Origin of the sequence: Shinella sp. WSC3-e (genome assembly GCF_945994535.1) — a bacterium.
Lineage (GTDB): Bacteria > Pseudomonadota > Alphaproteobacteria > Rhizobiales > Rhizobiaceae > Shinella > Shinella yambaruensis.
In genome coordinates, this window is sequence record NZ_OZ000532.1 from 242,315 (window position 1) to 261,097 (window position 18,783).

Annotated in this window: 17 protein-coding genes; 5 read left to right on the top strand and 12 right to left on the bottom strand. The window is 66.2% G+C overall.

Features of this window, described 5'->3' with window-relative positions; genetic code table 11:
- Nucleotides 1-8 precede the first annotated feature (8 nt).
- From ytfR to AABF56_RS27855, 4 genes are all read left to right on the top strand, one after another.
- Entirely contained in the window at nucleotides 9-1,529 is a 1,521-nt protein-coding gene (gene ytfR / locus AABF56_RS27840; RefSeq protein WP_272808315.1) for a galactofuranose ABC transporter, ATP-binding protein YtfR, read from the top strand.
- Nucleotides 1,526-2,548 (top strand): ABC transporter permease, encoded by a 1,023-nt coding sequence (locus AABF56_RS27845; protein ID WP_272808316.1) that lies wholly within the window; start codon nucleotides 1,526-1,528, stop codon nucleotides 2,546-2,548. The genes ytfR and AABF56_RS27845 overlap by 4 nt, the downstream gene beginning before the upstream one ends.
- Nucleotides 2,545-3,513, top strand: a complete 969-nt coding sequence (gene yjfF, locus AABF56_RS27850; protein ID WP_244770247.1) for a galactofuranose ABC transporter, permease protein YjfF — start codon at nucleotides 2,545-2,547, stop codon at nucleotides 3,511-3,513. Before AABF56_RS27845 ends, yjfF begins: the two co-directional genes overlap by 4 nt.
- 189 nt (nucleotides 3,514-3,702) lie before the next feature.
- The gene (locus AABF56_RS27855) at nucleotides 3,703-4,425 is read left to right on the top strand and encodes a FadR/GntR family transcriptional regulator (protein WP_272808452.1); all 723 of its coding nucleotides are present in this window, start codon (nucleotides 3,703-3,705) and stop codon (nucleotides 4,423-4,425) included.
- Nucleotides 4,426-4,442: 17 nt separating this feature from the next.
- On the opposite strand, the gene AABF56_RS27860 is transcribed toward AABF56_RS27855, so the two are convergent.
- The 9 genes from AABF56_RS27860 to AABF56_RS27900 all read right to left on the bottom strand — a co-directional run bounded on the left by AABF56_RS27860 (nucleotide 4,443) and on the right by AABF56_RS27900 (nucleotide 13,896).
- Nucleotides 4,443-5,147 (bottom strand): cytochrome c3 family protein, encoded by a 705-nt coding sequence (locus AABF56_RS27860; protein ID WP_272808453.1) that lies wholly within the window; start codon nucleotides 5,145-5,147, stop codon nucleotides 4,443-4,445.
- A 2-nt stretch (nucleotides 5,148-5,149) separates the two neighbouring features.
- Nucleotides 5,150-5,641: a nitrate reductase cytochrome c-type subunit gene (locus AABF56_RS27865; RefSeq protein WP_244770245.1), complete on the bottom strand. Its 492-nt coding sequence runs from the start codon at nucleotides 5,639-5,641 to the stop codon at nucleotides 5,150-5,152.
- The gene (gene napA / locus AABF56_RS27870; protein WP_244770244.1) at nucleotides 5,611-8,115 is read right to left on the bottom strand and encodes a periplasmic nitrate reductase subunit alpha; all 2,505 of its coding nucleotides are present in this window, start codon (nucleotides 8,113-8,115) and stop codon (nucleotides 5,611-5,613) included. Before napA ends, AABF56_RS27865 begins: the two co-directional genes overlap by 31 nt.
- Complete coding sequence (locus tag AABF56_RS27875) at nucleotides 8,090-8,374, bottom strand: chaperone NapD (RefSeq protein ID WP_272808317.1); 285 nt, start codon at nucleotides 8,372-8,374, stop codon at nucleotides 8,090-8,092. The genes napA and AABF56_RS27875 overlap by 26 nt, the downstream gene beginning before the upstream one ends.
- Nucleotides 8,367-8,867 carry a ferredoxin-type protein NapF gene (napF, locus tag AABF56_RS27880; RefSeq protein ID WP_272808318.1) on the bottom strand — a complete coding sequence of 167 codons (501 nt, stop codon included), beginning with the start codon at nucleotides 8,865-8,867 and terminating at the stop codon, nucleotides 8,367-8,369. Before napF ends, AABF56_RS27875 begins: the two co-directional genes overlap by 8 nt.
- Before the next feature lie 10 nt (nucleotides 8,868-8,877).
- A complete protein-coding gene (gene napE / locus AABF56_RS27885; RefSeq protein WP_398432221.1) occupies nucleotides 8,878-9,045 on the bottom strand; it encodes a periplasmic nitrate reductase, NapE protein in 168 nt (55 codons plus the stop codon).
- Nucleotides 9,046-9,439: 394 nt separating this feature from the next.
- Nucleotides 9,440-10,519 (bottom strand): siderophore-interacting protein, encoded by a 1,080-nt coding sequence (locus tag AABF56_RS27890; RefSeq protein WP_272808319.1) that lies wholly within the window; start codon nucleotides 10,517-10,519, stop codon nucleotides 9,440-9,442.
- A 9-nt stretch (nucleotides 10,520-10,528) separates the two neighbouring features.
- On the bottom strand, nucleotides 10,529-11,629 hold the full coding sequence (locus tag AABF56_RS27895) for an ABC transporter substrate-binding protein (protein WP_272808320.1): 1,101 nt from the start codon (nucleotides 11,627-11,629) through the stop codon (nucleotides 10,529-10,531).
- Between the two features lie 41 nt (nucleotides 11,630-11,670).
- Nucleotides 11,671-13,896, bottom strand: a complete 2,226-nt coding sequence (locus AABF56_RS27900; protein ID WP_272808321.1) for a TonB-dependent siderophore receptor — start codon at nucleotides 13,894-13,896, stop codon at nucleotides 11,671-11,673.
- Nucleotides 13,897-14,118: 222 nt separating this feature from the next.
- Between AABF56_RS27900 and AABF56_RS27905 the strand changes: the two genes are divergently transcribed.
- Nucleotides 14,119-15,129 carry a helix-turn-helix transcriptional regulator gene (locus AABF56_RS27905; RefSeq protein ID WP_244770237.1) on the top strand — a complete coding sequence of 337 codons (1,011 nt, stop codon included), beginning with the start codon at nucleotides 14,119-14,121 and terminating at the stop codon, nucleotides 15,127-15,129.
- Between the two features lie 10 nt (nucleotides 15,130-15,139).
- Here AABF56_RS27905 and AABF56_RS27910 read toward each other — a convergent pair whose 3' ends face one another.
- The 3 genes from AABF56_RS27910 to AABF56_RS27920 are packed head-to-tail and all read right to left on the bottom strand — an operon-like array spanning nucleotide 15,140 to nucleotide 18,778.
- Nucleotides 15,140-16,129 carry a phosphotransferase enzyme family protein gene (locus AABF56_RS27910; protein ID WP_272808322.1) on the bottom strand — a complete coding sequence of 330 codons (990 nt, stop codon included), beginning with the start codon at nucleotides 16,127-16,129 and terminating at the stop codon, nucleotides 15,140-15,142.
- A 4-nt stretch (nucleotides 16,130-16,133) separates the two neighbouring features.
- On the bottom strand, nucleotides 16,134-17,417 hold the full coding sequence (locus AABF56_RS27915) for an aspartate aminotransferase family protein (RefSeq protein WP_272808323.1): 1,284 nt from the start codon (nucleotides 17,415-17,417) through the stop codon (nucleotides 16,134-16,136).
- Nucleotides 17,414-18,778 (bottom strand): aspartate aminotransferase family protein, encoded by a 1,365-nt coding sequence (locus AABF56_RS27920; RefSeq protein WP_272808324.1) that lies wholly within the window; start codon nucleotides 18,776-18,778, stop codon nucleotides 17,414-17,416. The genes AABF56_RS27915 and AABF56_RS27920 overlap by 4 nt, the downstream gene beginning before the upstream one ends.
- Between the last annotated feature and the right edge of the window lie 5 nt (nucleotides 18,779-18,783).

Sequence of the window (18,783 nt, forward strand, 5' to 3'; positions counted from 1 at the left end):
TCGGGACCATGCAGCCTGCCAGTTCCTATATTCTTTCGGCGACGGGGATCGACAAGATCTTTCCAGGCGCCAAGGCACTGAACCGCGTCGATTTCTCTCTGCGGCGCGGCGAGGTGCATGCCCTGCTCGGCGAAAACGGCGCGGGTAAGTCGACGCTCGTCAAGTGCCTCACCGGGGCCTATCGCCGCGACGGCGGGCGCATCCTCGTCGATGGCGCCGACGTCGATCCGCAGAGCACGCTGGAGGCCCAGAACCTCGGCATCGGCACCGTCTACCAGGAAGTGAACCTGCTTTCGAACCTGACGGTCGCCGAAAACCTCTTCCTCGGCCGCCAGCCGAAGCGCTTCGGCCTCGTCGACGCCCGCGAGATGAACCGCCGGGCAAGGGCGCTGCTTGCCGAATACGACCTCGACATCGACGTCACCGCCGAACTTGCCGCCTATTCCGTCGCCGTGCAGCAGGTCGTCGCCATCGCCCGCGCGGTCGACCTGTCGGGCAAGGTGCTGATCCTCGACGAGCCGACGGCCAGCCTCGACACGCACGAGGTGGCGATGCTGTTCCGCATCGTACGCCGGCTGAAGGAGCGCGGCCTCGGCATCGTGTTCATCACCCACTTCCTCGAGCAGGTCTACGCGATTTCCGACCGCATCACCGTGCTGCGCAATGGCCAGCTCGTCGGCACGCGCGAGACCGCCGATCTGCCGCGCCGCGACCTGATCGCCATGATGCTCGGCCGCGAACTGGTGCAGGAAGTGGCGGGCGAACATGGCGCGAAGGGCGAGGCCGGCCCCGTGCGCTTCAGCTTCCGGGGTTTCGGCCGCAAGGGCCATATCCAGCCGTTCGACCTCGATGTCGGCACGGGCGAGGTCGTCGGCATTGCCGGCCTGCTCGGCTCCGGCCGCACGGAAACGGCCGAGATCCTCTTCGGCGCCGAGCGCGCCGACAGCGGCACGGCGGAGAGAGACGGCCGGACGCTCGACCTCTCCTCCCCCCGCGCCGCCATCCGCGAGAAATTCGGCTTCTGCCCGGAAGACCGCAAGGTCGATGGCATCGTCGGCGACCTCTCCGTGCGCGAGAACATCGCGCTCGCCCTCCAGGCCCGGCGCGGCTGGGCCCGGCCGATCAGCCGCGGCGAGCAGGACCGGCTGGCGGACCACTACATAAAGGCGCTCGACATCCGCACGAGCGACCGAGAGAAGCCGATCAAGCTGCTCTCCGGCGGCAACCAGCAGAAGGCGATCCTCGCCCGCTGGCTCGCCACCAATCCGGATTTCCTCATCCTCGACGAGCCGACGCGCGGCATCGATGTCGGCGCGCATGCGGAAATCATCCGCCTCATCGAATCCCTGTGCGAGAAAGGCATGTCGCTGATCGTCATCTCCTCCGAACTCGAAGAGCTGGTCGCCTATTCCAGCCGCGTCATCGTGCTGCGCGACCGGGCGCATGTCGCCGAACTCACTGGCAGCGCGGTCACCACGGACGGCATCGTCGAGGCGATCGCCGCCTCCGCCGGGAGGGTCGATCCATGAACGCGACCTTGAAAACCTATGCCGTCAGGCTCTTTCCGCAGGTCGCCGCACTCGCCGTCATCCTCCTGATGGTGTCGATTGCCTTTCCGGGCTTCTTCCGCCTCGAAATGCAGAACGGCCGGCTCTATGGCAGCCTCATCGACATCCTCAACCGCGGCGCGCCGGTGGCGCTGCTGGCGATCGGCATGACCGTGGTCATCGCCACCAAAGGCATCGACCTGTCGGTCGGCGCCGTCATGGCGATCTGTGGGGCTGTCGCCGCCGCCTGCATCACGGCGGGTTACGGGCTGGCGCTGACGCTGCTCGTCACCATCGGCACCGGCCTCTTGTGCGGCCTGTGGAACGGGTTCCTCGTCGCCGTGCTGGATATCCAGCCGATCATCGCCACGCTGGTGCTGATGGTCGCCGGCCGCGGCATCGCCCAGCTCATCACCGAGGGCGCGATCCTCACCTTCAACGATGCCGGCCTCATCTTCCTCGGCAGCGGTTCGCTCTTCGGCTTGCCCATGCCGGTCGTCATCTGGCTCGTCTTCGGCCTTGCCGTGGCGCTTATCGTGCGGCGCACGGCGCTCGGCATGCTCATCGAGGCGCTCGGCGTCAACCGGCGCGCCTCCATGCTCTCGGGCGTTTCCACCGGCGTGCTGCTGATCGCCGCCTATGTGCTCTCGGGCCTCTGCGCCGCGCTCGCCGGCATCATCGCCGCCGCCGACATCCGCGGCGCGGATGCCAACAATGCCGGCCTCTGGCTGGAGCTCGACGCGATCCTCGCCGTCGTCGTCGGCGGCACCTCGCTGCTCGGCGGACGTTTTTCCATCGCTGCCTCGCTGCTCGGCGCGCTCATCATCCAGTCGATCAACACGGGCATCCTGCTGTCCGGTTTCCCGCCCGAATTCAACCTGATCATCAAGGCGGCGATCATCGTGCTGATCCTCGTCATCCAGTCGCCGCGCGCGCAGTCGGCCTTCGTCTTCCTCTCCCGCCCGCAGGCGGCAAGCAAGACGGGCGAGGAGACGAAATGAACCCGCGTTATCTCCCCCTCACCGCCACGATCGCCATCTTCCTCATCGCCTATGCCGTCTGCATCGCGCAGTATCCCAACATGCTGTCGACGCGGGTGATCGGCAACCTCCTGACGGACAATGCCTTCCTCGGCATCGCGGCGGTCGGCATGACCTTCGTGATCCTGTCCGGCGGCATCGATCTTTCCATCGGCGCGGTCATCGCCTTCACCGGCGTCCTTCTCGCCGTGCTGCTGCAATCGACCGCGATCCATCCGCTTGCCGCCTTCGTGCTGGCGCTTGCCGTCACCACGGCCTTCGGCGCCTTGATGGGCGCGATCATCCATCACCTCGAAATGCCGCCCTTCATCGTCACGCTTGCCGGCATGTTCCTGGCGCGCGGCATGGCCTTCGTGCTGTCGATCGATTCCATACCGATCAAGCATCCCTTCTACGCCACGCTGAAGAGTGTCTATTACAAGCTGCCCGGCGGCGGACGCATCACCCTGATCGGTGGCCTGATGCTCCTCGTTTTCGCTGCCGGCATCCTGATCGCCCACCGCACCCGCTTCGGCGCCAACATCTACGCGCTTGGCGGCGGCACGGCGACGGCGCGGCTGATGGGCGTGCCGATCGGACGCACGACGGTGATGATCTACGCCCTCTCCGGCTTCCTCGCGGGCCTCTCCGGCATCGTCTTCTCGCTCTACACCTCCGCCGGTTACTCGCTCGCCACCGTCGGGGTGGAACTCGACGCCATCGCCGCGGTCGTCATCGGCGGCACGCTTCTGACGGGCGGGTCCGGCTTCGTCGCCGGCACGCTGGTCGGCATCCTCATCCAGGGCCTCATCCAGACCTACATCACTTTCGACGGCTCGCTGTCGAGCTGGTGGACGAAGATCCTGATCGGCCTCCTGCTCTTCGCCTTCATCCTGCTCCAGAAGGGCCTGATCCTCGCGACGGACCGGCGGAGGCGGCATGCCTGACATGCATCCCGCCGCCCTCGCCCGTACCCGAAACCCCAACGGCCAGAGCACTTCCGCTTTTCTTCAGAACGCGAAAGCGCTCTAGCCTTTTGTTTTAACGCAATTCCGGACGCAAAACCGCTTCGCACCTTTGCTGGAATTGCTCGATGCGAGGACGGACCGGTGCGCAAGAAGGGCCTGCTCGAAACGATGATGAACGGACCCGTGGCCCGCACCAGCCACTCGCAGGTCGTGGGCGAGCTCGGCAGGGCGATCATCGCCGGCGAGTTTGCGGTGGGTGCCACGCTGCCCGGCGATGCGGATCTCGAAGCCCGCTTCGGCGTCTCGCGCACGGTGCTGCGCGAAGCGATGAAGACGCTGGCGGCCAAGGGGCTGGTCGTGCCGCGCGCCCGCATCGGCACGCGCGTCACCGCAAAGACCCAGTGGAACCTCTTCGACAGCGACATCCTCACCTGGCATTTCGCAGTCGGCGTGGATGAGCAGTTCCTCGTTCATCTCAGCGAGATCCGCCTCGGCTTCGAGCCGCAGGCCGCGGCCCTTGCCGCCCGTCACGCCAGCGAGGCCGACATCAACCAGATGATGCTGCTCGCCGTCGCCATGGGCGACCCGGCCCACACGCCGGAGACCCTGGCGCTCGCCGACCTGCGTTTCCACCTCAGCGTCATCGATACGGCGCGCAATCCCTTCATGCGCACGGTGGGCAGCCTCATCGAGGCGGCGCTGGCCGGCATCTTCAAGCTCTCCTCGCCCGCCGCCGACCACATCAAGATCGGCGATGTCGCCGCAAGCCACATGCGCATCGTCGAGGAAATCCGCCGGCGCGACGAGGACGGCGCGCGGCGCGCCATGGAAACCGTCATCCGCGTCGGCCGCAGCCGCCTGACGGATACGCTGGTGCAGAAGCGGCCATAGCGCCCAAGCCCCCGGAACTAGAACGTCATCGCCCCATGGGCGCTCGCCACCGCCTTGCGCAGGTCCTCGATCGCCCCGTTGGACGCCGCGGGAAGCTCTTCGCCCTCCAGTTCGCGCGGCATCTTCCAGCCGGGATCGACGCCCTCCATGTTGGGCAGCTCGTGGGCGATGCCCTTGTGGCAGTCGATGCAGGTCGCCTTGCCGGGCAGGAGGAACTTCGCGTGGATATCGGCCGCGCGCTGGGTCTGCTTGGTGAAGTCCATCGCGACGGCCGAATGGCAGTTGCGGCATTCCAGGCTGTCGTTCGCCTTCAGCCGTGCCCATTCATGCTGGGCAAGCTCCAGCCGATGGTCGAGGAATTTCTCGCGCGTGTTGATCGTGCCGAAGATCTTGCCCCAGACCTCCTTCGAGGCCTGCATCTTGCGGGCGATCTTGTCGGTCCATTCATGCGGCACATGGCAATCCGGACAGGAGGCGCGCACGCCGGAGCGGTTGGTGAAATGCACCGTGTTGGTCAGCTCCTGGTAGACGTTGTCCCGCATCTCATGGCACGAGGTGCAGAACTTCTCCGTGTTCGTCAGCTCCAGCGCGGTGTTGAAGGCGCCCCAGAACATGACCCCGCCGACGAAGCCGCCGAGCGTCAGGAAGGCGAGGCTGAGGGTCGCCGCAGGCGTGGTCAGAATGGTCCAGACCCAGGCGAGGACGGCCTTGATGCGCGCCACCATCACTCGCTTCCCGCCTTGGTGACGCCCATGTCGCTCATGTCCTTGAACGTGTTCTCGACGAGCGGCTTGTGATCGGCCTGCGGCACATGGCAGGCGGTGCAGAAATAGCGCCGCGGCGAGACGTCGGCGAGCATCTGGCCCTCGCGCGTCATGTAATGGGTGATGCTGATCATGGGCGCGCCGGCATCCTGCGAGAATTCACGCTTGTGGCAGGAAAGACAGCGGTTGGCGTTGACCGACAGCTGGTAGCCGTCGATCGAATGCGGGATGACGGGCGGCTGTTCCGGATAGGCGCGCATGCGGCGGATGTCGTCGATGACCCATTTCGGCAGGGGATCGGCCGGCAGGGTCTGCATCGCGTCGCCCTGCGGGCCGGAAAGCTGCGGCACCATCTGTGCCATGGCGCCGGTGGCAAGCACCGCCACGCCGATCGCGGCGAAAATCCATCCGGGGCTCGGGGTCAGGCGACGGGTTCGATCTTGACTGCGCATTTCTTGAAATCCGTCTGTTTCGAGATGGGGTCGGTGGCGTCGAGCGTGACCTTGTTGATGAGCTGGCTGGCATCGAACCACGGCACGAAGATCACGCCCGGCGGCATGCGGTTGCGCCCGCGCGTCTCGACGCGCGAGCGGATCTCGCCGCGCCGCGATATGATGCGGATCTCCGATCCCTGGTTGAGGCCGCGCTTGCGCGCATCGTCGGCATTCATGAAGCAGCGGGCGCCGGGGAAAGCCTTGTAGAGCTCGGGGACGCGCATGGTCATCGAACCGGAATGCCAGTGCTCCAGCACGCGGCCCGTGACGAGCCAGATGTCGTATTCGTCATCCGGGGATTCGGCCGGCGGCTCGTACGGCACGGCGATGATCGCGGCCTTGCCGTCCTTGTTGCCGTAGAACTTCACGCCCTCGCCGGGTTTCACATAGGGATCGTACCCTTCGCGATAGCGCCACAGCGTCTCCTTGCCGTCGACCACCGGCCAGCGCAGGCCGCGCACCTCGTGATAGGTGTCATAGGGCGCAAGGTCGTGGCCATGGCCGCGGCCGAAGGCGGCATATTCCTCAAAGAGGCCCTTCTGGATGTAGAAGCCGAAATGCTGTGCCTCGTTGTTGGCGTGCTCGGGCTTAACCTCGTCGATTGAAAATTTCGCGACGTCGCTCTCGGCGAAGAGCACTTGATAGAGCGTCTTGCCCTTGTAGTCCGGGTTGGCGGCGAGAAGCTCCGCCGGCCAGACCTCGTCCGTGGTGAAGCGCTTGGAGAACTCGACCATCTGCCAGAGATCGGAGCGCGCCTCGCCCGGCGCCTGCACGAGCTGGTGCCAGACATGGGTGCGCCGCTCGGCATTGCCGTAGGCGCCCTCCTTCTCCACCCACATGGCGGCGGGAAGGATGAGGTCGGCGCTCATCGCCGTGATCGTCGGATAGGCATCCGACACGACGATGAAGTTTTCCGGATTGCGGTAGCCCTGATAGGTCTCGTTCGAAGTGTTCGGGCCGGCCTGGACGTTGTTGTTGACCTGCACCCAGTAGAAATTGAGCTTGCCGTCGCGAAGCATGCGGTCCTGCTGGACGGCATGATAGCCGGGCTTTTCCGGAATGATGCCATGCGGCACGCGCCAGATCTCTTCGGCATGCTTGCGGTGTTCCGGGTTCGTCACCACCATGTCGGCGGGCAGGCGGTGCGCGAAGGTGCCGACCTCGCGCGCCGTGCCGCAGGCCGAAGGCTGGCCGGTCAGCGAGAAGGGGCTGTTGCCGGGCTCGGAAATCTTTCCCGTCAAAAGGTGGAGGTTATAGACCATCTGGTTCGCCCAGACGCCGCGCACATGCTGGTTGAAGCCCATGGTCCAGAGCGACATGACCTTGCGGTCGGGATCCGCATAGAGCTCGGCGAGCTGCCTGAGGAAGCCGGCCTCGACGCCGGTCATCTCGACCGCCTTTTCCAGCGTGTATTCCGCGACGAAAGCCTTGAAGGCCTCGTAGTCCATCGGCTCCGTCTTGCCCGGATCGGCGGAATTGGCGGCATTCACCTCCACCGGATTGTCCGGCCTGAGGCCATAGCCGATATCGGTGACGCCGCGCACGAACTTCGTGTGATTGCGCACGAAATCCTCGTTCACCCGGCCGGACTGGATGATGTGGTTGGCGATGTAGTTGAGGATCACCAGGTCCGTGCCCGGCTTGAAGACCATCGGGATATCGGCGAGGTCCATGCTGCGATGGGTGAAGGTGGACAGCACCGCCACGCGCACATGCTCGTTGCCGAGCCGCCGGTCGGCGATGCGCGTCCACAGGATCGGGTGCATCTCCGCCATGTTCGAGCCCCAGAGCACGAAGGCGTCGGCATGCTCGAAGTCGTCGTAGCAGCCCATCGGCTCGTCCATGCCGAAGGTGCGCATGAAGGCGACGGCTGCGGACGCCATACAGTGGCGGGCGTTCGGGTCGAGATTGTTCGAGCGGAAGCCGGCGCGCATCAGCTTTGTCGCGGCATAGCCCTCGAAGATCGTCCACTGGCCGGAGCCGAACATGCCGACGGCGGTCGGCCCCTTTTCCTTCAGCACCTTCTTGGCCTGTTCGGCCATCACGTCGAAGGCTTCTTCCCAGGTCACTGGCTCGAACTCGCCGTCCTTGGCATAGACGCCGTTCCGCCTGCGCAGGAGCGGCGCCGTCAGGCGGTCGGAGCCATACATGATCTTCGAGAGGAAATAGCCCTTGATGCAGTTGAGGCCGCGGTTGACCTCCGCCTGCATGTCGCCGTGCGTGGCGACGACCTTGCCTTCCTTGACGCCCACCATGACGCCGCAGCCGGTGCCGCAGAAGCGGCAGGGCGCCTTGTCCCATTTGATCTCCAGCGCACTCACCCCGCCCGGAACCGGCTGCGCGGCAGCGGGAAGCGCGATGCCCGCCGCCGCCGCCGCGACGCCCGCCGCCTGGGCCTTCAGGATGTCACGCCGCGTCAGTTCGCTGCCCATGCACCTCGTCCTCTTCCAATTCGACATGTTCGAAAACCATGTTCGCCGCGATCACGCCGTCGAGGACGGAGATGCGCATCAGTGTATCCCCGAGCACGCCGGTGCTCGGCCCCTCGATGACCACGACGATCCTGCCCTTGTCGCAGCCGTGCACCTCGACATTGGCAAAGCCGGCAAGCGCCTCGAGCACGTCCGCCACGAAGCCCGGCTTGACGGCGATCACCGCGCTTGAAATGTGATAGCGGCGCCCATCAGGCATAGGCCACCTCCACGCTGCGGGGCGCGATGGCGACCGCGCCGACCGGACAGACGGAAATGCAGGCGCCGCAGCCGGTGCAGGCCTCGGCCACAAGCTGCGGCACGAAGGGGCCGCCGCGCACCGGACGGAAGCGGATCGCCTCCGCCGGACAGGCGTCCCGGCAGGCCTGACAGTCGACACCCTGGAACGGCAGGCAGGAGGACGCGATGGCGACGACATGATCGAAGCGGCCGGCGACGCCATCGGCGAACACCGGCTCGGGACAGTGCTCCGCGCAGGCACCGCAGAAGGTGCATTCCGCCGCCGCAAAATCGAGCACGGGCAAATCGTCAGTGAGGCGTATCACGCCGGTGGGACAGTGCTCCACGCACGACCCGCAGCCCGTGCAGGCGGCAAGGGCGTCCTCCGCGATGCCGGGCGGACGGATGCGGGCGGTCGCGTCATGCCTTCCGCCGCGCAGGAAATTCCGCCTGGAAAGAACTTGCTGCGTCATGGCCTTCCCCTCAATGGCCCGGCGGACCGGGCGGCCCATAGAGGATCTGGAACATCCAGACGAGGAAGCCGTAGCCGCCGACGACACCGACGGCGACGATGGGCCAGATGCCGAAAGCAAGGACGAAGAACGTGATAAGCTCGCGCCGCCGGCGTGATCCGGGCGTTTGTGGCGTCAGTTGTTCCGGGGCGACGTCAGACAAGGTATGCGTCCTCCGATACCAATCATCGTCGTGATACTAGCATCGCCCCAATGAAAATAAAGTGAAATAAACTTTCCACTTTCACTCATGAATATACTTGTGAAACATCAATTATCGATATATTTTTATAAATATAACGAATTGAAGAATTTCGTATAAAATGAACAAAAAATACAGGATTAATTCATATTACGCCGGAGAAATATTAGAAGACCATCATTCCAAAGACATGGCTATTCATGGAAGCCCGGCTTTCGCACCGCAATCGACGACGCAAAAGCCGGATATTGCCGGCACGCATCCGGAGCTACTCCGGAACCTTGTTTTACCTGGATTGTCCGGCACCGAAGCGATGCCGCTGCGGCCGGTTCTAGTCCTCTTCCGCGCGCCCGCGACGCCAGTAGGAAACGACGAGGTGCTCGGTGTTGGAAAGGCGCCTTTCCTGCCGCGCGAAGCTGCGGATCGCCCGGAAGGCTTCGAACTCGCAGCCCGCCCAGACATAGACGGCCTCGCCATCCATCGGGAATGCCACGGACCGCACGGCATCGATCAGCAGGCTCGTGCTGCCCGCCGGCCGGCCATCGCGGAACAGCCATTCGACGATGACCGCCGGCGGCGGCGCGAGGACCTGAACCTCGCCGGCATCCTCGACCTCGATGAAGACCCGGCCACGCGCCCCTGCCGGCAGGTTTTCCAGCATGCGGGCGATGGCCGGCAGCGCCGTCTCGTCGCCGGCGAAGAGATACCAGTCGGCCGCAACGAGGCCGCCGCCGCCGGGACCGACCACGCCGACCCGGTCGCCGACCGCCGCGGCCGCCGCAAAGCCGGAGCCGGGACCTGCATCCGCATGGAGCACGAAATCGATATCGAGCGTGCCGGCGGCCAGATCGACGGAGCGCACGGTATATTTGCGCATCAGCGGACGCAGCTCGGGTTTCTCCCAGGCAATCACCCCGTTCGCGCCGACATGCGGCCATTGCGGTTCGCCCGCCTCCGGCCGCTGTACCATGAGATTGAGGTGCAGCGCGTCGAGCCCGGCGAACCGCGCAACGTTTTCGCCGGACAGCGTCAGGCGGCGCATGTGCGGCGTCAGCGTCCGGCAGGCGACGACTTTGAGTATCTGGAAGTTCGGCGGGCGGACGATCTCCCCGCCATCGCCCGTCCAGGTGATGGCCGGCGGATCGTCGCCGGCAAATTCCAGGATATGCGAGGCGACGGCCATGCGGGCGAGATAGAGCCCTTCGAGATCCGGCGCGGCGACATCGACCAGCGTCGCCTCGCCCTCGCGCGAGAACTGCGCGCGGATGCTCCCGAGCCGAAGCAGCGGGCCGGTCGGCCCCTCGCTCACTTCTGCATTGTGCTCCTGCATGTGGTCGCAGAATTCCGCGATGACGGGAGCGGGGTTGCGCAGGGCGATCCGCGCCCGGGCGGTGTACTGTCTTGCGTGCATGTCAATTTCCTATTGCGCGTCGATCCAGAAGGTGCCCTCCAGCGGCACCGCCAGGAAACGGTCGTTGATCTCGGCGAGCGTCTTGGCGGGATCGACATCCGCGAAGAGATCGGGGTGCATCCACTTCGCGAAACACTCGAAGACGAGGATGTTGAGAACCGAGATCGACAGCTGGTGCGACACCGCATGCGCCCGGCCCTGCTGCACCGCCGTCAGCCCGTCGCGCAGGCCCTTGCCAAGAATGCCCGCGAAGGATTTTCGCGCGCTTTCGGCATCGACATCGCCGCCGAGCACGAGGCCGCCCTGGGCGGCAAGATGCGGGCCGCCGGTCGCGATATAGACCGTGGGATCCGCGCCGAGCACGAATTCCGGGCTGAGCTGGCCGTCATAGCCCGGCACATCCGCGCCTATGCTCTCGCCGCCCGCAAGCCGCAGATAGTCCGTCATGCGGTTGCCCTTTCCGGGCGTCGAGCAGCACGTAGCCCCCGCATGGGCATCGACCAGCACGGAAACCGGTTTCGCCCTCGCCGTGCGCTCCGTGATGCGCCGGTAGCGTTCGCGCAGGAAATCGCCGAACGCCCTGCCCTTCGCCTCCTGGCCAATGGCGGCGGCAAGCAGCGTGACGGAGAAGGCGGTCGTTTCCGCCGGTCCCTTGCCGTCATTGACAGGCCCGTCGAGGAAGAGGACGGGCACGCCCGCTGCCTCCAGCATCGCGGCCGCCTCCGTCCAGCCGCTCTCCCAGATGGAGACGACGAAAAGGTCCGGCTTGACCGAAAGGATCGCCTCGACAGAGGTCTTCCCCGGCAGCACGGCGCCGACGGTGGGGATGGCGTCGATGGCCGGGAAGCGCCGGCGATAGGCCTCGTACATGCCGCGATCGATGCGCTGCGGCGCGGCCCAGCCGGCGATGCGCGCGACGGGATCGGGATCGACAAGGGCGAGCGAGAGGAGCAGCAGGCTTTCGTTCGTGACGATGCGGCGCGCCGGCTCCGCAAGGCGCACGCTGCGCCCGGCGGCATCCGACAGCAGGATCTCGGCCCGCGCCGGCAAGGCGAATGCCGGAAACGCCAGCAGCAACAGGAGCGACAGCCGACAGAGGGCCGCCGGCAAGCCGGCGCCCCCTCCGCTCGTCCGGGTTCGATGCGAAGCGCTCACCACGAATATTTCAGGCTCGCGGTGATGGCGCGGCCCGCGCCGTAGTTGCAGCTTCCGCCGGTGCTGTTGAGGCAATGGGAGACATACTCCTTGTCGAACAGGTTGGTGACGTTGACCCGAAGCTTCGTGCCGGAAAAGTCCTTGTCGATGGCGCCGAAATCGTATTCCGCGCCGATATCGACAAGCGCCCGGCCGGGAATGCGCAGCTCCGCCTTGTAGGTGCTGTCCGTCTGGTAGGAGGACATGGCCCGCACGCCCCCGGTGAGCGTCAGCCCGTCGGCGAAGGCCGGCCGATAGCTGAGCCAGACGCTGCCCTGATGCTCGGGCAGGCGCAGCACCTCACGGCCGAGCTCGACGGGATTGTTGGACTTCAGCACTTCCGAATGGGAATAGGCATAGGCGGCGAGAAGGTCGAGCTCCGGCGTCAGCTCGTACTTGCCCTCGATCTCCAGACCCCGCACCCACTGCCGGCCCGATTGCACGTCGAACAGGATATCGGCCGGATCCGGCGTCAGGGCATTGTCGAGCGTCAGGTCGAAGAGCGAGGCGGTGATCATGCCGCGGCCGCCCGGGGGCTCGTATTTCAGGCCGATCTCATACTGCTCGGCCGTCTGCGCCCGGAAGGGATTGCCGTCCCGGTCCGTGCCGAGCGTCGGCAGGAACGAAGTGGCGTAGCTGGCATAGGGCGCAAGACCGTTGTCGAAGAGATAGGTGAGGCCCGCGCGCCAGGTCAGCTCCCGGTCCCGTGTCGTCACGGTCGGCGTGCCGGCAAGGCGGTTCGTGCTGTCGATCTCGGACAGGTCGTAGCGCAGGCCGAAGGTGCCCACCCAGTTGTCGTAGCGGATCTGGTCCTGCATGTAGAAACCGATCTGCTGCTGCTCCTGCAGGCCAGAGCGCTGGATGGCCGGCACGGGGATGTCCACCTCGCCGTAGCGCGGGTCGAAGAGGTCGAGCGGCGGCACGCCGGCGATGGCATTGCCAAAATTGGTGGAGGACGTCGCCTTCAGGTAATCGAGGCCGAAGAGCATCGTGTGGTCGAGCGCGCCCGTGTCGAAGCGGGCTTCGAGCTGCGTGTCGACATTGAAGGCCGAGACCCAGTCGTCGGAAATCGCCGAGGCGCGGTTGAGCGTGTGCCCGTCCGGCTGCCAGGCAAAGGCCGGGTTGACGAGGACGAGGAACATGTTCTGGTCGGAGCGGCTGTAGCGCAGGTTCTGCCGCACCGTGAAGGTCTCGTTGAACTCATGCTCGAATTCATAGCCGAGGGCATAGAAATCCCGGTCGAAGACATCCGCATTGGGATCGCCGAGATAGATATCGCGCGGCACGCGTGCGGTCGGATTGTCGATCAGCGTGCCGACGGCGGGGTAGAAGCGCGGGCTGAAGGTCGGGCGGTCCTTCTGGTAGTAGCCATAGAGCGTGAGCGTGGTCTGGTCGGTGGGCGACCAGGTGAGGCTCGGCGCCATCATCAGCTGCTTCTCCCGTTCCCGGTCGACCTGGCTGCCCATGTTCTTGCCGAGCGCGACGAGGCGGTAGAGCCAGTCGCCGTCCTCGGTCAGGGGGCCGGTCATGTCGAGCGTCGCCTGCACGCCGCCATGCGAGGAGGTCTGGAGGCCCACCTCGTTGTGCGCCGTCGCCTGCGGGCGCTTGCTCACCTGGTTGATGAGGCCGCCCGGCACGGTGCTGCCGTAGAGCACGGAGGCCGGCCCCTTGATGACGTCGATGCGTTCCAGCGCGAAGGCATTGACGCTCGGCGTCGCATAGTTGCTCGGGTCGCCCGGCAGAATGAGCCCGTCGAGCCACATCGTGCCATAGGCGTTGAAGCCGCGGATATAGAGCCAGTCGTAGCGGATGTCGTAGCCGTTCGGATCCGGATGCACGCCCGGCGTATAGCGCAGCGCCTCGGCGACCGTGTTCACACCCTGCGCATCCATCTGGTCGCGCGTGACGACGCTGACCGCCTGCGGTGTTTCGAGCAGGGACGTGTCCGTCTTGGAAGCACTGAGGCTGCGCTTTGCGACGAGGCCCTGGTCCGGCCCCTTCGGGTTGTCCTCGCCGCCCTCGACGGTGATCGTCTGGAGCGCCGTCGCGCCGGCCTCCTGCGCCTGTGCCGGGCCGGCAAGCCCCGCCAGCGCCACGGTCGCGGCCAGCCACAGGCGCCTGCGCCAGATCGCGCGCCCCGCCCTCTCCGTTGCTCCCATCACCGTCTCTTCTGCCAATCTCATGATCGCGGTCCCACCGTCCGATAGCCTTTTCCTAAACTTGACCTTGTAAATCAAGTTAAGCTATCTCTAGGGCAACACTTGCACGACGGACAATGTCGGCACCTTTGCGCACCGCGCAGATGCCTTTGCGCACCGGCAAATCTCCGCGCGGTGCCGGAATTCGATCACCAATCACGGGTCATCCTGCGCAATGCCGGTGACCGGAACAGTGAAGGACAGGGGATGGCGGCCGCACCTGGCAACGCCGGAAACGAGGGCAAGGGGGGCCGCGTGCGCGTGCGCGATTTCCTGCGCCATGAGGGCATCGCCTTCGACAGCCCCGACGACCGGCTTTCGCCCGACGACACGCTGATGAAGGGTAAGTTCCTGCACAGGGAGCTGCGCCGCGGCCTCGTCCTGCATGTCAGCGACGCGATCGAGGAGAGGGCCTTCACGGCCACCTCGCTCCTGCCGGAGGAGCTTTCCTGCATCTTCTTCCTGGAGGGCAGCGTCGATCTTTCGATCGGCGACCGCCGCTTTGCCTTCCAGGCGGACCGCAGCGCGGTGCGCGGCGTGGCGATCATGAATGCCTGCCCGGAAAATTTCGAACGCGCCTCGCGCGGCGGCCAGCACCTGCGCCATCTCGTGGTCTCCGCAACGCCGGAATGGCTGCACCGCGACGCGCTGGAAGCCGTGGCGGATACGACGGGCGGCGCGCGGCTGCTGCGCGATCACCTCAGCGAGCACCGCTGGACGCTGACGCCGCGCATGATGGAGCTGGTGCGGCAGATCTTCAGCCCCTCGCCGCTCATTCCCGAACTGCGCGACCTCTATCTCGAAGGCCGCGCCGTCGAGCTCGTGGCGGAGACGATGGCGGCGGTGCTGCAGGCCGACCGGCGCGGGGCGGGCGGCACGCTGCTGAGCCGGCAGGACGCGATCTGCCTCGGCCGCGCCCGGGACTTCATCGCAGCCCGCGCCACCGAGGCGCTGAGCGTGGAAACGATCGCGCGCGAGGCCGGCATCAGCGCGAGCGGCCTGCAACGCCTGTTCCGCGTCGCGGAAAACCGCAGCGTCTTCGACTATGTGCGCAATATCCGGCTGGAGCGCGCCTTTGCCGCCCTCGACCGGGAAAACGTAACCGTACAGGAGGCGAGCGCGATCGCCGGCTATACCAGCGCCGCCAATTTCGCCACCGCCTTCCGCCGCCGCTTCGGCATTGTGCCGACGGCCGTGCGCAAAGCCGATCCGCGCTGACGGGCTGCCGTCAAAGGCCGAGATCCCGCGCAAGCGTCTCCATGTCGCCAAGATAGCGCTGCAGGCGCGCGGAATTGTCCGGAAGCTCCGGCCGCGCCGCCGCCCAGCCGATATAGGTGAGCGCGCGCAGCAGCAGGAACAGCGGCAAGTGCCGGAACTCCGCTTCCGCCTGCGGCCGGACGGCGGCATATCCCTCCAGCAGGGCCGCACGCAATCGCGGATAGTCGGGTTCGTGCCGGTTGCGCAGCAGCGCGGTGGCCAGATCGAACAGCCGGAAGCCGAAGCCGCAATCGTCGAAATCGATGAAGGCGACGGCGCCTCCCGCCACGAGGACATTTTCGCGGACCAGGTCGGCATGGATCAGGCCGTAGTCCAGCCCCGGCGCCAGCGCCGAAAACCGCGGCAGGAGGCGGGCGCGCAGGCGCGCCAGGGCATCCCGCTGCACCGGCGTGATGACCGGGCAATCCCAGAACCGGCCCCAGAAGGGCGCTTCGCCCAGCAACCCCTCGACATCCCAGGCTGGACGCTCGAACCCGGCCAGCCGCACGAAGGCATCGGCCGCATCGTGCAGGCGGGCCATCTCCCGGCCGATGGCGCCAAAGAGCGCCGGCAAATCCCGGCCGCCGCGGGGAAGCGGAGCGCCCGTATCGCCGAGCGGCTCGCCCTCCATCCAGTCGATCAGGTCGGCATAGTGTGGTTCGCCCGGCGCCAAAGACGGCAAGACGGCAAGCAGGCTGCCGTCCGGCGCGGCGATCGGCAGCGGCACGGCGATGCCCTTTTCGCGCAACGCCGCCATGAAGACGAGTTCCGAGGCGAGCGCCGCCGGCGAATGATAGGCCGGGCGGTGCAGCCGCAAGGCCGCCGGCCGGCCGTCGCGCAGGCGAACCTTGAAGACCGCGTTCTCGCGATATTTCAAGAGTTCGGGCACCTGGTCCGGCAGGTCCCAATGGGCAAGGGCGCCCGCCGCCCGGGCCGTCAGGGTTGCGATCATGTCGTCCATCGCGTCACAGCCCGCTCAGCACGTCGTCGAGCACCGCCAGCATCAGGTCGGCATTCTCCCGGGAAAAGGGCATGGGCGGGCGGATCTTTGTGGCGTTCTGGTGGATGCCGAGCTTGCCCATCAGGACGCCGCGCTCGCGCATGCCGTTGATCACCCGCGTGGCGATGTCCGAGGCCGGCGTCTTTTCCTGCCGGTCGAGCACCAGCTCGGCGCCGAAGAACAGGCCGCTGCCACGCACATTGCCGATCAGCCCATGCTTGTCCGCCAGCTTCCGCAGCCCCTCGCGGGCATGGGCGCCGACATGAAGCGCGTTCTCCTGCAGCTTCTCCTCCTCAAGCACGTCGAGAACGGCCATGGCCGCCGCGCAGGAGACCGGATTGCCGCCGAAGGTGTTGAAGTAGCGGAACGCCTTGCGGAAGGCATTCAGCGTTTCGGATGCCGCCACGACACCGCCGACCGGATGGCCGTTGCCCATCGGCTTGCCAAGGGTGACGATATCGGGAAGGATGCCGGCCTTCTGATGGCCCCAGAAATGCGTGCCGGTGCGGCCGAAACCGGGCTGAACCTCGTCGCAGATTACAAGGCCGCCGGCCTTCCTGACAGCAGCGACGGCGGGCGCGAGGAAATCCGCCGGCAGGTCCGGAAACCCCTCATTGGCGAAGAAGGGGTCGATGATCAGCGCGGAGAAGCCGAAGGGGCTTTCCTGCAGCGCGGCGATCGCCGCCTCCACCGTGGCGGCCCAGGCCTCGGCGAAGGCCTCTCCGCCCTCTCCGCCAAGCGGACGATAGGCATCCGGCGCCGGCACATGACGCACATGCCCGCCGTAGCCGCCGACCGGCGGCATGCGCGTCGAGAGCTGCGAGACCGCCGTCGTGTTGCCGTGATAGGTGAAGTCGGTGGCGATGACGCCCGTCCGGCCGGTCACCGCCTGTGCCATGCGCAGGGCCACGTCGTTGGCCTCGCTGCCGGTGCAGGTGAGGATCGCCGTGTCGAGGCTCCTGTCGAAGGTCGCCGTCAGCCGCTCGACATAGTCGAGAATGCCCTCGTGCAGGTAGCGTGTATGGGTGTTGAGCATCGACGCCTGCCGGCAGATCGCCTCGACCACCCGCGGATGGCAATGGCCGACATGCGGCACATTGTTGTAGCAGTCGAGATACCGTCGCCCGTCCGCATCCCACAGCCAGACGCCCTCGCCCCTCACCAGATGCACCGGGTCATCGTAGAAGAGCGACATGTTGCGGCCGAGCAGCCGCTCGCGGCGGGCGCGCAGGGCCTGCACATCGGTCATGGCGACACCCCTCGTGCTGCCGACAGCCCCGCATCCAGCGCCGAGACGATCTTCTGCACATCGGCCGCCGTGATGACGAGCGGCGGCGAGATGATGACATTGGCGCCCGACGTGCGGACCATCACGCCCTCGTCATAGGCGGCATCATAGACCTTCTGCACCACGTCCTTGGCGGCCGCGCTCTTCGTCCGGCGGTCGGAGACGAGCTCCAGCGCGGCCATCAGCCCCTTCCCGCGCACGTCGCCGACCAGGTCGTGCTTCGCCTTCAGGCCTTCCAGCCCGGCGATCAGCTCGGCGCCGCGTGCGGCGGCATTGACGGCTGTGTCGATCCGGGCGGTTTCCTTCAGCGTCGCCAGCGCCGCCGCCGCGCCGACCGGATGGCCGGAATAGGTATAGCCGTGGCCGATGGCGCCGAAGGAATCCCTGTTGGCTTCGAAGGCATCAGCAACCTTGTCCGCGATCATCACCGCGCCGAAGGGGAAGTAGCCGTTGGTGATCGCCTTGGCGGTGGTCATCATGTCGGGCTTGACGCCAAAGCCGCGCGAACCGGTCCAGGCCCCGGTGCGGCCGAAGGCGGTGATGACCTCGTCGGCGATGAGGAGGATGCCGTGCCTGTCGCAGATCGCACGCATCAGCGGCATGAAGGTCTCGTGCGGCACGATGACGCCGCCGGCGCCAAGCACCGGCTCCATGATGAAGGCGGCGATGGTGTCGGCGCCCTGGAAGGCGATCTCGTCCTCGAACTGGCGGGCGATCGCCTGGGCGATCTCCACCGGATCGGCCGTGTTGAAGGGGTTGCGATAGGGATAGGGCGCGGCAAGGTGGAAGACGCCGGGCAGCAGCGGCTCGTAGTTGCGGCGGAAATTGGCATTGCCATTGACCGAGGCGCCGCCGAAATGCGTGCCGTGATAGCCCTTCTTCAGCGCCACGAACTTGGTGCGCTCCGGCTGGCCGTTGATCTTGTGGAACTGGCGGGCGAGCCGCAGCGCCGTCTCGACGGAATCCGAGCCGCCCGAGGTGAAGAAGGCCCGGGTGAGCCCGTCCTCCCTGAAGAACGCCGCCAGTTCATAGGACAGTTCGATCAGCGGCGAATTGGTGGTGCCGCGGAAGGTGGAATAATAGGGCAGCTCGTCGAGCTGGTCGCGGATCGCCTTCTTCACCGGCTCGCAGGAATAACCGAGATTGACGTTCCACAGGCCGCCGACGGCATCCAGCACCGTCTTGCCATGGATATCCACCACCGAAACGCCCTCGCCCGCATTGATGATGCGTGGGGGCTTGGCCTGCATTTCCGCCGGATGCGCCATGGGATGCCAGAGATGACGGGCATTGTTCTCGATCAGGAAGTTGGAATCGCGCATGGGAT